The organism is Microbulbifer sp. GL-2, from assembly GCF_007183175.1.
GTDB lineage: Bacteria > Pseudomonadota > Gammaproteobacteria > Pseudomonadales > Cellvibrionaceae > Microbulbifer.
In genome coordinates this window covers 3460603-3476933 of the sequence record NZ_AP019807.1, presented here as the reverse complement: position 1 = coordinate 3476933, position 16331 = coordinate 3460603, and the positions used below count along the sequence as shown (strand labels likewise).

The window sequence follows — 16331 nt, the reverse complement described above, 5'->3', positions numbered from 1 at the left end:
TACAGTTTGTTTAACCTTTTTCCGATAGTTCTTTTGCAATATTTTCTATAGCTTGCTCCATAGAAACCAAACCATCCAAATATGGCATCCAATACCTATCAAGAATAACTTTATAGTCCCAATGACCAACGTATAAGCCATTTGCTTTTGCGTAAGCGACAAACTTAGGCTCTTCCTTTGATATCGCCCTCTTAACAACTTCACCCACCGTGTAAAAATGAATAGGGTGCCATATTTTTTTATGCTGCTCCAAGCTATATTTATCAAACTCACTACCAATCAACTTCTGAAGTCTACTTTTTCTGCTAACGCTATTTACATGTGACAACTCATGGAAAAACATCTCCAAAGCAAACCAGCCACTGTACTCTGGATAAGAGCTATTGATAATAGTTTGAAAGCTTCGCCCTGAAGTCGTTGCACCTTGGCGCAAACCTGGCTTATAGGTAATATTTACTGTATGAACACCATCCACCAGATTTACTGAAAACAGTTGCTCAAGCTCTTGTGAAATTTCTCCGCCATACTTATCCAGTTTTACCTGCAGCCCGCGAAGCCATTCAAGGTTTTTAGCCGAATGCGTTTCCCATAAGTTCCGCTTATAGATAGGAGCAACATTTACTACATGCCGATACAAACTATCTTTTGAAATCTCGATATCAATATTCTGTCTATTCAACAACACCCCGGTTAACTCAGCCACTTCAGAATCAGATCTAACGATATGGATATTTCTCTCAGCACCTAATTCACGATACTCTTCAATAGCCTTTTCAAAATACGAAAGATCTTCGGAGCTAATGCTTTCGCTATCCCTAAACTCCTTCAAAGCATTTTCATCTCTCGCCATTTCATACAAAAATAGGTGCAAATTCAATAAGGGATCACTTCTAAATACAACCTTCCCCCAACTACCAACCTCAGCCTCAGCCTCAGCCTCAGCCTCAGCCTCAGCCTGCTTAACATCATCTGCAGCAACTGATAGGATGGTAAAGTAGAGAGCTAATGCCAGCAATAGGGTTTTAATCATTGCGAAAACACCAAACCTCTTTATTTGATTATGACTTTACAAGCGGTATGACAAAGAACTTCACAGAAAGTTTTATAGAATCAGGTTTTACTCAGCCACACCTCATGCACCACTCATTTCATTAAAAGCCAGTATTGAGCCCACAATCAAGCTGCCACATATACCACGACTAAAGGCAAGCATGCTTAGACGTATTACCAATCAATCAAGATTTGCTATAGTGCCCACACACTACTCCCCCACTAAAAGCCTATATTCGATTTTTATCGAGTTGCTTGCCGATGAAAACTATCGGTAGACATAGTAATGAAACCAATCGTGTGTAGCAAAAAGAAAGGTTTTATTGCCGGCTTTCAAAGTAACACTACTGCACCTCAAACATAAGTAGCACGATCTTTATGTACGAAATTTACAAAACGACCAATATTGTACACAGCATCTACCATCATACAACTTATTAAAATCAATAGGATCTTTCATTAATTAATATTTCAAAGGGAACACACCCCGAAATAAGGCTACCTCACCTTTCATTTAAACCATGTGGCATATCTTGCTGTACAGCCAGAGAAATCAATTAATTCAGGTTTTAGCAGCTTTACTTACATCATTAAGTGCTCGCCAGAAATCTCTTTCATAGGATTGTATAAGCCTTACGCGAGTTTCAATATCCGACTCACGCACACCAGAAGCTAAACCTTCAGAAATTATATCTATGGCTTGCCCTCTAAAACCAGAAGGTAACTTACTGAAAGTTAATAGGAATTCTATCTGACTATCCGACATTCCCTTATGCTTTTTAAGCGCCTGTGCCATATGGCCAATACTTTGGCCAAAGCTTTGAAAATTGATCAGTAACGCTGCAGCAATTTCAGATGATGAAGCATAGTTTGCCAGCCATGTCGTATAAGCCGGGTATGCCTGCGCCCCCGCTAGTGGTTGATACAGGTCAATTTGACTGGGCGTAATATTTAGCGCCTGAATAAAAGCTGGCAACTGCTCACCGGCTTTCACCTCACCGGTGACTAGGCGAGTAAAGAACTGCCGAGTACTTTTTCTAGGTGAACCTCCGAATCGATGCAAGGATAGAGCATTATTGCGAAGATCAGATGGAATGATCAAGTTTTGCTCGAGCGCAAATGCCTGAAGTACTGATATTGGCAATATATTTTTCTGAAGCTTCTGAACAATAGTGGGAACCTCACTGCTGAGGTACTCTTGTTCAAGCCGCTGAATTAAAGCTCTCGCTTTCTGTTTATTTTCCTCTCCTGTTGCAGCCACCGCTTGGGCCGCAACCATAAATACAAAAGCTGCGACGATACCTATTCTGTGAAAACATTTCGAAGTCACTTTAATCAACTCCAGATTCAAAAACAATAAGCATAGCAGCGCCATCAGGAATGGGTATCATGAAGCTAAAGACTAGCAGAAGAAAAGAGCCAATTCACAGAGAGCTGAATAGTGCAAATGATATGTTTTACCCCCTACCCCCTTTAAATGTTGATCTATGCGCAGAACATATAATTGACCTATATCCGCTTAATACCGAACAGCCAGATCGACAGTTTCTTTACAATTGACATAAATATAACGACTTGAACATACGCCAATCACCCAGATCATTTACAGCAACACCACCAACAAAATTACTTGTTTCATTTGCTGATTTTACTCCATATATTTCTTTACCTTTCCCAACAGATTGAGTTTTTGAGAATAGCTTAGGAGCCTAGAACCAAGGGGGTAATCGAAGGTGTTTTCAACTTGCCAAGGAACCGTTTAAAAACAGAGCTGCCCTCAGGCCAGCCTTCTGGCTTCGTCAGGTAACTTTTTAACAACCTCCTGGCAACCCACCAATATTGGACGTGACAAGGTAAATCAAAAAAAAGAGTCCTTGCCGTAGCCGATACAAAAAAAAGGAACGTAGAAAATTATGAAAACTGCCCCAAACTCCATCAACAAATGCTTTTCGTAAAGCATTCCATATAATGCACTAATAGAACCATGCTTCGAATAAATTTCTTCCAATTACCAAAAGGAGAAATATTGCACCTATCCCCTAAAGCCCATAAAGATCTAACCGTTAAACTGATGCCCTATATTCCTCTTCTCACCATTCACTGCAATACAGTAAGTGGAAAAGCATCGCCCCAACAACTCAGTCTTATGGACCTTGGTGGCTATTTTATTTAGCGCATTATATTCCGGCCTACTATCGAGCAAGTGAAAGAGTATTTCTTTATGCCCCAGATCTTTGGCCCAGCTCATCAACACCTTAAATATAGCCGGTCCATTGCCCCAAAATTTCTTAGATATAACGATCGCCAGCTCATGACCATTATCATCAGGCTGAATTCCGCACCACCCTGCTAATGTGTCATCTATATAGACTGCTCGAACACGGCAGCCAGGGAGAGAGTCTACTGTAATCTTTTCTTCCATCCATGTTTCAAGGCTAGCGGCATCAAAATATGCATGTTTTACCAGATGTGTCCTGAGTTCATCTTGATTAAGAACCGCCAATAAACCCTCTGAGTCAACCTTATTGAAACTCATATATGTAACTTTATTCATAAGTAAACCGCTCTAACACCAAGTTTTTAAGTATTGGCTCAATGGTTTGGGCACTATTACTTATTTGACTATTTTGGAATATTTAACTTTAGCAGACTCTAAAGTTTCAAAGCTACTTTTGGACAACTTCCTCACCCCCCTGATACCCTCATAAATTAATTGGGATTCCAAACTTAATAGAGGGTATTTTGCTATGTGTCCGCTCTCATTATACGAAGGGGGATGGAAAAGGATATAAAAAAGCCGCACGGTGGAGACCGTACGGCAAAGCTCAGAATACCTTTGGGAGAGGTATGGGATTAAAAATCGTATGCCACACTAAGTTTGATGTTGCGCGGCAGGATATGGCGGACATTAGAAGCAAGGGGATCGCGCGGATCACCTTCGGTAATGCCATCTTCATCTGTCAGATTGTCTACTGCCAGCTGTACGGTAATATCATTGATGTAGGCCGCGGCTCCCAGATCTACCTTGGTATAACCAGGCAAAGTCACTGAGTTTTCGCTGTCATTGAAGCGATCACCTACACGACTGACCCCACCGAATACCGCCATATCAATGTTGTTAATCGTGAAATCATAGTTCTGGCTCAGTCGAACCTGATATTCAGGCTGGCGCATGACTTGATTGCCTTCGAACTCACCTCTGGTGATCTCAGGCTTTTGCAGGGTGGCATTCAAACCCAGGGTGAAGGCACCCCAGTGGGCTTTACCGTCCAGCTCAAGACCCAAGGCCTCAGTTTCCAAACGAGTACAGGTAGTGCTGCCAATGATACAGTCCGGCATACCCTGGGTTTCGTTATAGAAAAGTGTGGCAAACAAGGAGTAGTCCTGATCCTGTAGTTTATAACCCAGTTCATACTGATCGATATCAATAATCAGGTCGGAGCCTGCCAGATAGCTGTCACCAAACTCACGATAGTTGTCAAAATCTGCAAACTTAAAGCCGGAGTTAATACGGAAGAAAGTCCCCATATTTTCCGCAAAAGCCCAGTCCACCGCCGCAGTGTAGGCGAATCCATCTTCATCAGCTTTATAGGTGGTGAAAACTCCATTGCGCTCACCGTGATCAACCGAGTAATTGGTTTCACGGTTAGCAGAGCGCACACCCAGGTCAAAAGTGAAATCACCCAGGTAAAATTCGCTGGCCAGGTAAAAAGCGTTCTCGCTGGCATCACCTACAGCATCCACATCGTACTTCCAATCGCAGCTATAAACTTCGACGTCAGTATTACAAGCGAGCTCTCCGCTCAGCTCAGAATCATCTGCAGTACCGCCAATCAATTCACCATCATGGTCGAGCACATAGTATTTTTGATTGCCGATGGACCACCATTCGTTTACCTCCCAGCTGGAAGTGTAATAGCCAGCAGTAACTTTTACACTGTCCCATTCTTTGGACAAACTGATGTCATTCGTGGTTGCTTCGATGTCCTTGCGCACCACCCAAGCACCGAACTGCTGTACCTGGGTATCGCTGCTGAGCCCCGCACCGGATATCGTAGTGACTGCTTGATCTGTCAGGGAGTCAAGGGAAACCGGGGCGCCATTAGGAACGAAGCCCAAGGTGTCGGCATTACCACTGGTCAGGCCAAAGCGCTCAGTAAGGCTCCAACCATTACCCAGATCCAGCTCCAGATAGGCGCCAGCTACGCTACCATCCCAGCCGCGCCCTTCCCCCATATCAAAGGTTTCCCAGCTTGTTTCAGTGCCGCCATTGCCATCCGCCTGGGATACGGGTACTGAAACCTTGCGGTTACTGGGACCCACCTGAGTGTAATCAGTCGACAAAAAGGCCGCATTAGGCAGGTACCAAGTTCCGGTATCCTTGGTATCGCGTACATAAAAACCGGCTTTGCCGTTATCTAATTCCTTGGTCAGGTGCAGGGTAAACTGGTGCCCCTCTTCTGCATCAAAACCGGCATCGCGGATACCCGGGGATGAGCTGACATAACCGCCCATCATGTAGTACACATCTTCGCTGAGCTTACCGGTCAGCAGGGCGTCCGCACGCTGCAGGTCATAGTCAGAGGCAGTATATTTAAAGCGGCCCTCGGTCTCCTCGGTACCCTCTTTGAGGATAAAGTTCGTGGTCAGGCCAGGCTGACCGTTGGAATATACCGGGTTTGGGCCTCCGCGCAGGCCTTCCACGCGCTGGATAGTCTCATCCACACGGAACAGAGAGGAGTTTTCCATAAAGGAAAGTGTCGGTGCCGGATATAACGGCAAGCCATTCATGGATACTGTTACGAAGGGGGCATCACTGCCACCGGGAAAGCCACGGACATCAATATTCGCACCAGATACACCACCGGAACTCTCGACCCAGAGGCCAGGGATAGATTTCAGCAAATCAGCAGTACTTGACGGGGAAGCTTTACCTATCTCATCGTCGCTTAAGGTGGTGATTGAGAAGCTGGCATCCAGCTTGCGCATACCGGTACCACCTGGGGTACCCGTAGTAATCACCTCTTCAATCAGCATATCCTCATCATTACTTGGAGAAACAGCTTCTTGAGCAACCGCGATACCACAGAAGCCCAGTGATACTGCCGCCAGGGAGACTGCCCGCGCCAGAGGTTTCTTATTCATCAACACTTCCCTCTCATCGTCGTTCTTATCTGATTTATTGGTATTGGCGGTGAACGACCCATAATTGCAATCGATTGCATTAATGAGTTAAACCTGTCCTGTGAGACGACACCGTTAGCGTGACTATAATCCGCTATTGCAATCGTTTGCAAGCCGCTTTTGGGGCCAAATCACGGGTTTTAGTCACATTATCTAGCTAATAGTGATCCAGCAGAACTTTCGCCTTCAACTAGAAAACACCGTCAGATTACCCGAATCAACTGACAAAACATGGCATTCCCAAATAATCACTTTGAAAGAGATCACAGGCATCTCTAGAGTTCTTAATAAGCACTCTGTAATCAGATTGATACGGCCCAGAATTAAACACAAGCCTGGTTAGACCGTTGATACCATCTCAAAAGAGGAACTCATATGGCCAGTAACCACTGCCATCAGGCACACAACCATGCCCATAAGCATGGCCCCCATTGCGGCCATGCAGCCATTCAGCACGGTGATCATGTGTGTTATCTGCACGACGGCCACCTACACCACCCACACCAGGGTCACTACGATGAGCATGTACTGGAAATAAGTGATAAAAACCCTGACGCCTGCAACCCTATCCAGTCCGACACTCATACGGCCCATGTGCATGGAGAGAGTTGTGGGCATGAACGTATCCCCCATGGAGACCACTTTGATTACCTGGTAGATGGCCGACTACACCATGTTCATGGGGATCACTGTGATGATCACGGGCCCGTGAACGTGGTACACGGCCACTAGGGACCTCTTACTCCCAGAATGAGAAATAAAAGGCCATGATTGCGGAAAAAAATACCCCAGATTAAATTTTCAGTGAGGCCAGTTCTTTACAGGAGCTGGCCCAGCCCCATAGATCCTGACTATAACAGTTCAAGGCTCTCGACCTGATGGATGATATAAGCCATTACTAACTGTCAATTTGACCCAAGAATATAGACCGGTGTCAATAGTTGCGAGTATATCTGAAATAATAAATAGCCCTGGAAATCAACCTGGATTTTGGAAGTTTCCCTACCTTTTATCTTCCAGTAAAAAAATCAATGCGGCTGGACACTTTCATATAGAAATTATGTGTATCGCTGTACACTCTGGCATCCACTGTAATATCTATGCCTTGCGAGCTGTTATTACAGGCCTGAATACTCTGGGTGTTGATCAAATCGTAAACATGGGAGATCTTCTGTATGGGCCCATAGCCCCACAAGGAACCTTCGAGTGCCACACACATATCCCAAGATCTATAACCACCAGTACGGTCAGATGGCAGTTAACCTAGACAGCGTAGGGCTTCCGGTTCATTTAGATAACATACCCAAGCCGCACTGGATGGAGACATTTTCGCTTTCTGCAAGCTTTGCAATACTAGAACGCCCTCTTGACGACTGGCAGGGCCCGACAACCTGCGGTTCACATTGACCTACAACAAATACCTACGGGAACTAAAATAAATGAATAGCAACAAGCCTTGGGGATTGGAACTTAACACTTTTCTAATGCTACTACATCTAAGCCAGCTGGCCTGGATTATTATTCCCGGTGCTGGGTTTGTACTGCCAATAATTATGTGGGCCACAACAAGGGATCACTCCACAGATATTGACAGACATGGAAAGATGATTTTCAACTGGATGCTCAGTTTACTTATTTACTCTGTGGTGAGTGCTATTTTAATAGTTGTTGGCATCGGAATTTTAGCATTGCTCGTACTTGCACTGATCAACATCATTTTTATTATTATTGGCGCAATAAAGGCCAGTGAGGGTGCCCTCTGGCGCTACCCAATCAGCATTCCTTTTTTCAAATAAAATCCTTACAGACTGACCCTAGAAAAAGGAAAGCCAGGAGAATATCTCCTGGCCACCTATTAGCCTGTGAGACTAGGCGTATATAAAATGCCAGCTTCAAGCGAGCACTTACATACAAGGGTCAAGCAAGATAAATCAACCAATTAGTAGTAACCAGCAATATCATCTACGATTGGGCCAATAGCACGATATGCATTGGAGATATCAACACCATTTCGTCTCTCACCACAAGGCAGGCCATCACACGCTACCCAATCCGGGTCTGAGAAAATATCAAACTGGGTTGTAGTACCGAAGACATGGGGGTAAGCCATGATAGTAGTGAACCTGTTTTGTACACCGTGGCCATAACCGTAGGAATACACACCCGGATTACCTTGCTGGCTAGTAGAGTGGCTCAGGCCCATATTATGGCCAAGCTCATGGACAAAGGTATTGTAGCCACAGTCAACAGCTGTAATGCTATAGGCTTCATCACGGGTAGAGGCATACATAGTGCCATTACTACCCTGACCAACCCAGGCGATACCACAAGTTATATAATTACCATTAGTTTCAGCCATACCCAGCAAAATTACCATATCGGCATTTTTTGAAGCGCGCCAGTTCTTATAGCTGCTGCTTGCAGTGATAGTATCGATATCACTATTTGTAGGACGACGATCTGTAGAAGTACTTGCTGTACCAACCAAGTTTAACTGGATATCAACAAGGTTATTTTTAAAGGAGTTATTTGCATAAGCAATATACTGATCAATTTTTGCAGAAATATCGCCAGTATAAGCTGCCGCTTGATCTGTATATACAATGCCAACGTCAACAGTTTCAGCATTTACAAAACCAGAAATTGTTGCAGCCGCAATGGCAGCAGTCAAACTTTTTTTGAGACTCATTATGGTCTTCCTTTTTTATATAATTAATGCACACACTTATTCCACAGCTTGAGAGACGTAATCAACTGGCAATAAGGCATGCTTTTCACCCTAACCCGAAAAGAAATTATCCTTTTTTCCTTACCCTTTGAGAAAATAGACTCTTGGTATATACGGGCCACATTCAGACACATCCTTTGTCCACCTAAAGACTTGAAACCAGGCGTTTCTCATCAATAGATTCTTTACAGATCATCTTCAACCAGAAGGTCTCCACCCTCCAGTACTTTGCCCCGAGATGATGGATCTCTACGCAGATCCCCTTTTTCCACGTGGCCCTGAATCAGTGCACCATTGGGGGCAATCCAAGCATAATCACCTTGTGCTTCCATGGTGTAAGACCCCGATGGTAAGTTCAGCTGGGCATAAACCACATCATTTCCAAGCGTGATTGTTGCACCGAATAAACGAGCGTGACCCGGAAAATTCAGCTCCAGACTTTTGTTTCCACTGGCATGCTGCTGAATATTGCCCACTTGCGCATCGTACTCTCCTTCGACACCGGGAAGAGCCAGATCAACATATTCTCCGATCTCCAAATTCCTCAACATATCAACATTCAGTTCAAGGTAGGTTTCGCCCTTGAGATCTTTAGGTAAGCGGCCATTTTCATGAAGGACCTCCCTTGCCAATTCCGACTCTTCCCACAAAATTTTTTCGGCTTCTTCAATAATCTCATCCTCGACAGAAGGCTCATCCTGCATTACCTCGTCCGGGGTAATTTCAACCGGAGCTCTGTCGACGACTATTTTTGACTCTGGAATTTTGGCGACCTGACTTTCGGACTTAGACTGCCCTTTAGCCCAAAAATAATAACCGACACCCAGCAAGACAACCAAAACAGGAAACACTAACTTCTTCACTGCCCACCCCCAAAACTTATTTATTAAAACAATGCCCCAGAAACCCACTACCCCAGTGGCAAATTATTCTTAGAAGACTTTGACCTGGAAAAGCTCGTCTCCCGACATAAAACCATCGACCAGATTCAGACGAACAATAGTACCAAGCCCTCAAAATATTTTTGAAACACAACGCACAGATAAAGAAAAAATGAAAAAAATAAAAACCAAACCAAATGTAAAAAAATAAAAACCTCACCGCAACCAACAAATATACGTCCGTGGAAATAATGAGAAGTTCATTCACCCAACACCAACAAATAGTTATAAAGTTATAACCAAAAGAAAAATAAGATAAAGGCATTCACCAAAAGATAAAAAAATATCTGAAAAATAAAAAAGAAGGGAATGTGTAAAAAGGCAAAAAAAAGGGAGGGCAAAGCCCTCCCAAAACAATGGAGTTAACGATCAATAACTATTCAATAGAACAAGAGAGCAAAAGTAGATTAATAATAGCCAGCTACATCATCAATAATTGGCTCCAATGCTCTGTGAGCATCAGCTCGATTTCTCTGGCCACACGGTAACCCGTTGCAGATTTTGTCTGGATCTGAAAATGTATCCAGTCTTTCAGCGCTCCCAAATGCCGATGGATACGCCATAATAGTGGAGAAGCTGTTATTTACACCGTAGCCAAGCCCCCAGCGGTAAACATAACCACTGGTATCACCTTGTTGGCGAGAATGAGTCAGCCCCATGTTGTGGCCCAGCTCATGAATAAATGTAAGATCAGTCCCCCCACAATCAACTGCGGTCAGACTATAGGCCAAGCGCTTGGCGCTGGGGTCCATAAAACCGCTACTACCTATTCCGCCCCAGGCTACTCCACAGCGAGTACCAAGAAAACGTCCATCTTCCCAAACTGGCTCCCCTTTGCCTAGCAGAGCAACCATATCGGCTTCAAAAAGTTGACGCTGCACCCCAATTGGGCCGGGAGCAACTTGCGTAATTTCATCGTAGGTAGGCGTACTATCCTGGGCAAAGTAATCAGCTAAGCCAGAAAATTCATTGAGGTTGTCTCCATTAATGAGGAGATCTTCCTTCGAATACTCTCTAGAATCCACCAATTCCAGCTGAATATCCAGGCCATTATTTTCGTAGATACGGTTAGAGGTACTGATCAGATTATCGACCATTACGGAAATATCCCCAGTATACTGAGCCGCAGGATCGGTATACCAAACCGCAATTTTTATCGTCTCCGCACTTACCGCCCCAGAGATGGTTAGAGCCGTTATTGCGGCAGCCAAACTATTTCTTAGCTTCATAGCAGTTCCTTTTATTATTAAATTATTTACCCCAATCTTTGCAATTCAATCAATGAAACCGGTTACATCTCTAGCCAAACTGATTAGATCACAAAATTTACTTGCCTTAACTGGAAAATAGATTAATCCCTACTCACTTCTCCACCTGTAAAAGCAATCGCTTCTGGCAGGAACAGGTACTTCAAGCAGCATTCCCTTTACTGCTAGTTAGGCCAGAAAGCCCTGCCCCAACATTAGATAAATTCTTACTTTAGTTTTACTTCTTCCTCCAAGTGACTCCTAGTTAAGTCTCTTTTGGAAGCTACCCAGGCATAATTTCCCTGCGCCTCTAAGGAGTAAGACCCCGAAGGCAATGTTAAATTTCCATACACTGAGTTTTTACCAATCGTGAAGTTCACAAAATACACACTGCCATAACCAGGCAAATTCATTTGCACACTTTTATTACCGCTGGCATGCTCCTGAACTTTATCCACCTGGGCATCATAGCTTCCCTTCACTCCTGGCATTTCTATATCGACATAATCCCCAATAGATAAATCCTTAAGAGACTCCACATCGATCTCAAGGTAGGTTTCTCCATTTAAATCCAGCGGCAAACGCCCGGATTCATGCAAGACCTGCCTGGCTGTATCTGACTCAGCCCACATCACCTTATCTTCGAGATCACCCTCGCCTTCAACCTCAGAGGAAACTTTTACGATTTCTTCTGAGAATTTAGTTTCAGTTGGAACGATTTTCTTGGCGGTGGGAGGATCTGATTTTTCAGCGATGGGTTGTGGGCTATCCGTTTGGCTTTTAGCCCAGAAGAAATACCCTCCCGCACAAAGGAGAGCAATCAGTGGAATTATTTTTCTCATTAGCATCTCACTGTAAAACTTTTATGTTGAATCCAGGAAAAACCACTTTGTGCTGATCATTAAGTAATCCGCATCTTTAGGTAGGCTTAACCCTTCTTAACATCTGCTACTTAACTGAGACGCTCAATGCTAATTTCCACGCAATAAAATTTACAGATTTTTTTCACAAAATTTTCATATGCCTTTGGTAGCACACAGTCTGATACTGATTTTGTGAACTCACACACAGGAAATATCGGCAGGATTAAAGGAAATGTATGCAACTTCAGTTTTTAGAAGCCTTCAACGAAAAAGCCAGCAACACATAGATATGCTGCTGGCTTTTGTCGATTAAGCAAAAAATTTTGAAAAGCTACATAAATCGTATCCAGGTTTTTTTGTCTGCTCCACTAGGCATGGGTGACCCGCTGTTGTCCAGCGACAAAAAAGCGTTCAAAGAATACACTGACAAATCCGATCATTAGAATTGTCAATAATAATAACCACAGATACTCCCGGGGTTTTTCCTTGGCACTCGTCTTTTCTACCTGCTCCAGTTTCTGTCCACTGACTTCCTGGGGCGCAGCGGCTATGGGGTTATTATTTATAGTCTGCGCGGTCATTAATGGTGCCAAACCAAAACCAAGCGCTTGCTCGCTTACATAATCAGTGAATTTCTCATTATCGGTTGCTACATCATATTGATTGGCGAGCTCAGTATAAGTCTCAACCATCTTCTTCAAGGTTTCCGCGTCAGCAGGCCAGTAGCCCTTACGTACCGCCTCCAGCATACGCTCCAGCATTTGTGCCAGGGCCTCGGCATTGTGCTCCTCGAAGAACTCGCGCATATCCATCTGGTATTTGTCATCCACATAGACCTCAAACATCTCCTGCCACTGATCATCGCGGATGGTTTCCGGGGTCATCACTTCCCAGCCCCACATATTATTTACACGATCCAGGATCGCCGTAGCGCCGGCATAGCCAGACTCCTGCATTGCCTCAATCCAGCGCGGGTGGAAGTAACGGCTGCGCATTTCCTGATTGACAAATTCTCCCAGAGTCTGGGTTTTTACATTGTCCTTGCGACGCAGGTTGGAGACATACATCTCCGGGGTTTTGCCATCCAGATTACGTACGGCAAGCCCCATGCCACCAAAATACTGGAAGGGATCATCATTGGTCATCATCGCGTAAAGATTGGTAGAGCGGGAGAAAATCACCCCATCGGTGCCAGACAATACCTTGCCATACAATGCAACATTACGCTGGTCCTCACTCCAGCGGGATTCATCCTTGCCATAGGCAAAACCCATACGACGCATATACAGGTCTGCCAGCTTATCGTCGGTTTCCCAACTATCGGAAGCCAGGCTGGCACCATTCAGGCCAGTGCCATAATTACCGCTCTCGTTGGAGAAAATTCGCACTGAGGAAAGATAGCGGGCATCCTCCTCGGAGCTACCCTCCTCCAGCATCTGCTGTTGCAGGGCCTGGCTGTGACGATAGACAAAATTATTCTCTTCCTTCATCTGCGCCACCTGGTCGATTGCCTCAGCCAACCACAACATAACATTGGGGAAGGCGTCACGGTAAAGGCCTGTAGCGGAGATCACCACATCGATCCGGGGGCGCTTCAGCTCTGAGTGGGGAATTACCTCAGTTCCGGTAACATTGCCCTGCTGATTCCACTTTGGCTTAAGACCCAGTGCATGCAGTATCTGGGCTTCCAATGCGCCCTGATGGCGCATGGTCTCCAGGGACCAAAGTGAAAATGCCAGTTTATCCGGGAAACGGCCATGCTTTTTGTGATAGTCGGCGATGGTTTGTTCCATTAACTGCACACCAGCCTCATAGGCTTCCTTGGAAGGAACCTTGGCCGGGTTGAATCCAATCAGGTTTCGCCCTGTAGGCACAGCCTGGGGGTTGCGAATGGGATCACCCCCATAGCTCACCGGAATATAATTGCCGTCGAGCGCAGACATCAGGTTTTGCAACTCAGCGATACTGGCGAAGTTATCCGCATACTCCCGGCCTTGTTGCAGATGATTTTGCAATTCATCGGAAAGTTCGGGAAGCTTGCCGCCGGCCAGGAAGGTATCCAGTAACTGGTAACCGGGCTGGGCTTCCAGAGCTGCTACGTTGCGCTCATCAAGTACCTGCTCCTGCGGCAGGCTCAAACCTTGCTCCACTTCATACTGTCCAGCAGCTGACATGAAACCTTCACCGAGCATTTGCAACATCGTGCTGATAAGGTGTTCAGACTTGGGCAGCTGACCAAACTGGTGGATACCTAGTGGCTGGCTCATTTCTGCCAACTGGCTGAGATGATCCTGCAGGCGGCTGAGCTGGCTGTCGAAGTCAGTCTGCAAAGTTTCAGCACTGATTTCGAGATCTTTGAGCATATTCAGCTTGCCTGCCTGGGCGATGATACGCTCCTGGGTATTCAGACGAGTCTGCCCTTCTTCCAAAATCAGGTAGTTGCCAATCAACTCGGAAAGCTCTGCCACTTCTGCATAGAGGCCAGCCTTGGCGAAGCCCGGCGTCAGGTGGCTGATCATAGTCGCACGACCACGGCGCTTGGCCTGCATAGCCTCACCTACATTGTCGATAATGTAGGGGTAGAACACCGGGATATTGCCCAAGGCCAGATTGGGCGCATCGTAAACAGTTAGTCCGCGCTCTTTGCCGGTTAACCACTCCTGCGAACCGTGGGTACCCAAGTGAATATAGGCATCAGCCCCAAAAGTCTCACGCGCGTAGAGATAAACCGCCAGGTAAGCATGATTCACTGGGGTTTTCATATCGTGATAGAGAGACGAATGATCCTTGGCATTATCTGCACGTACACCCTGGGGCAGTACAATCAGGTTACCCAAGCTCATACGCGGGATCACAAATGCCCGCTCACCATTGTGGTCTGTAAGCATCGCGTTATCTTCCGGCTTACCCCAGCGCTCCACAATGGGATCACGTACTGAAGCAGGCAGGGTATTAAACCAATCAACATAGGTAGAAAGTGGCATCCAGTCTGCCAGCCCTTTGTCAATCAATGTGGCGCTATCTTCGCGGCGATAATAGGGGCGTAATAATTGACCGGCCCAATCAATCAGGGTCTTGGAATCCTGCTGGTCTATTTTATATCCACGCTCAGCCATGGCTGCGGCAATAGATTCGATAGATGAAGGTACATCGAGGAAAGCTGCACCAATATTCTTTTCCCCAGGGGGGTAGTTCCAAATAAAAGTGGCTACTTTTTTCTGGGTATTAGGCTTATAGCCCAATGTGGCATGACTCCAGGCGCGTTCTACCAGAGCATCCAGTTGATCTTGCATAACCACTTTGTTGCCACCTTCACTGGCTGCGATAATGACCGGGTCAATACTGCCGGTATCTTCAGGCATCACCAGGAAGAAAGGGGTTAATGACGGAGAGACTCCACTGTTATCTGCAAAGTAATCCGCCTCGCTACCTTCTGTGTAGTTCAGCGCATGAATAACCGGAACTCCCAGCTTCTCGAATTCAGCACGGCGCTTACTCACATAATGCAGGGAACGGTAATTGATCATCAGGTCGATACGAGTTTGCCCCTCCCCATCCTGTAACAAGTCTGGATAGGAAAGCGGCAGATCTTCACCCTCAAAGAAAAACGCAAAGGCTTTCGCCCCTTTTCCTTCCAGCCCACGCAAAAGAGCATCGACTACCTGCTGCTGCTCATAGTCCACTACTGAACGATGAATGGCCAAGGCAATTACCGGCTGCTTGACGGATATCCCCAGCCATTGAAAAAAGCTCTCTTCATCATCAGTCACCAGTTGCGGCAGGCTTGGATGATAGAAACCCACCTTGGGCACAATAATGGGGCCGGCGACGGAAAGTGCAGAGAGGTCAAAAACTTCGGCAGAGAGAAACTGCATCAAGTGCCGGTAGTTATTGCGGCCGGCATTATTGAAGTACTCGGCAATAGCTTTGTGCTGCTTGGGGGTCAATCCCTGATTCATGGATTCATTATCAACATCCCCCAAGGAAATCACCGGCACTTTGGAATACTGAGCCAGGAATGGCTGATATTTACCAAACATAAACTGGGACAGCGCCGGGTTAATACCATCCAGCATCACCAAGCTTGAGGAAGACCAGGCCTGTGCTATTTGCTCTTCACTCTTACCATTGCTGTTAAAAATTTCCAAAGTAAACGGCTGGTCAGCAGCCAGATCAGATAGCAATTCCCCCTTTGCCTTAGCGGTGTGACTGGACATCATCAGCAACACTTTTGGCGTGTCGCTAGCCTGCACTGCCATAGTAGTCAGGGCTACCAGAACAACGCCTGCCAAACGCAGGCAATATTTCTTCAACATGG

The 16331-nt window shown here is 45.6% G+C and carries 11 protein-coding genes; 2 read left to right on the top strand and 9 right to left on the bottom strand.

All coding sequences use genetic code 11. The features are described from left to right. Positions 1-10 precede the first annotated feature (10 nt). The 4 genes from GL2_RS15275 to GL2_RS15260 form a co-directional block, all read right to left on the bottom strand. Positions 11-1030 (bottom strand): hypothetical protein, encoded by a 1020-nt coding sequence (locus tag GL2_RS15275; RefSeq protein WP_143731457.1) that lies wholly within the window; start codon positions 1028-1030, stop codon positions 11-13. Positions 1031-1612: 582 nt separating this feature from the next. Further along, entirely contained in the window at positions 1613-2425 is an 813-nt protein-coding gene (locus GL2_RS15270) for a hypothetical protein (protein WP_143731456.1), read from the bottom strand. A gap of 681 nt (positions 2426-3106) precedes the next feature. After that, positions 3107-3604 carry a GNAT family N-acetyltransferase gene (locus tag GL2_RS15265; RefSeq protein ID WP_143731455.1) on the bottom strand — a complete coding sequence of 166 codons (498 nt, stop codon included), beginning with the start codon at positions 3602-3604 and terminating at the stop codon, positions 3107-3109. A gap of 299 nt (positions 3605-3903) precedes the next feature. Then, a complete protein-coding gene (locus GL2_RS15260; protein ID WP_143731454.1) occupies positions 3904-6195 on the bottom strand; it encodes a TonB-dependent receptor in 2292 nt (763 codons plus the stop codon). Positions 6196-6609: 414 nt separating this feature from the next. Between GL2_RS15260 and GL2_RS15255 the strand changes: the two genes are divergently transcribed. Continuing rightward, positions 6610-6966 carry a hypothetical protein gene (locus GL2_RS15255; RefSeq protein ID WP_143731453.1) on the top strand — a complete coding sequence of 119 codons (357 nt, stop codon included), beginning with the start codon at positions 6610-6612 and terminating at the stop codon, positions 6964-6966. 707 nt (positions 6967-7673) lie between these two features. Next, positions 7674-8030 carry a DUF4870 domain-containing protein gene (locus GL2_RS15250; RefSeq protein ID WP_143731452.1) on the top strand — a complete coding sequence of 119 codons (357 nt, stop codon included), beginning with the start codon at positions 7674-7676 and terminating at the stop codon, positions 8028-8030. A 143-nt stretch (positions 8031-8173) separates the two neighbouring features. Here the strand turns inward: GL2_RS15250 and GL2_RS15245 are convergent, their stop codons facing one another. The 5 genes from GL2_RS15245 to cobN all read right to left on the bottom strand — a co-directional run bounded on the left by GL2_RS15245 (position 8174) and on the right by cobN (position 16329). Further along, on the bottom strand, positions 8174-8923 hold the full coding sequence (locus GL2_RS15245; RefSeq protein WP_143731451.1) for a reprolysin-like metallopeptidase: 750 nt from the start codon (positions 8921-8923) through the stop codon (positions 8174-8176). Between the two features lie 224 nt (positions 8924-9147). Next, the gene (locus tag GL2_RS15240; protein ID WP_143731450.1) at positions 9148-9825 is read right to left on the bottom strand and encodes a hypothetical protein; all 678 of its coding nucleotides are present in this window, start codon (positions 9823-9825) and stop codon (positions 9148-9150) included. A 485-nt stretch (positions 9826-10310) separates the two neighbouring features. Then, entirely contained in the window at positions 10311-11132 is an 822-nt protein-coding gene (locus GL2_RS15235; protein WP_143731449.1) for a reprolysin-like metallopeptidase, read from the bottom strand. 245 nt (positions 11133-11377) lie between these two features. Next, complete coding sequence (locus tag GL2_RS15230) at positions 11378-11992, bottom strand: hypothetical protein (RefSeq protein WP_143731448.1); 615 nt, start codon at positions 11990-11992, stop codon at positions 11378-11380. Positions 11993-12381: 389 nt separating this feature from the next. Then, positions 12382-16329 (bottom strand): cobaltochelatase subunit CobN, encoded by a 3948-nt coding sequence (gene cobN, locus GL2_RS15225; protein ID WP_232053640.1) that lies wholly within the window; start codon positions 16327-16329, stop codon positions 12382-12384. Between the last annotated feature and the right edge of the window lie 2 nt (positions 16330-16331).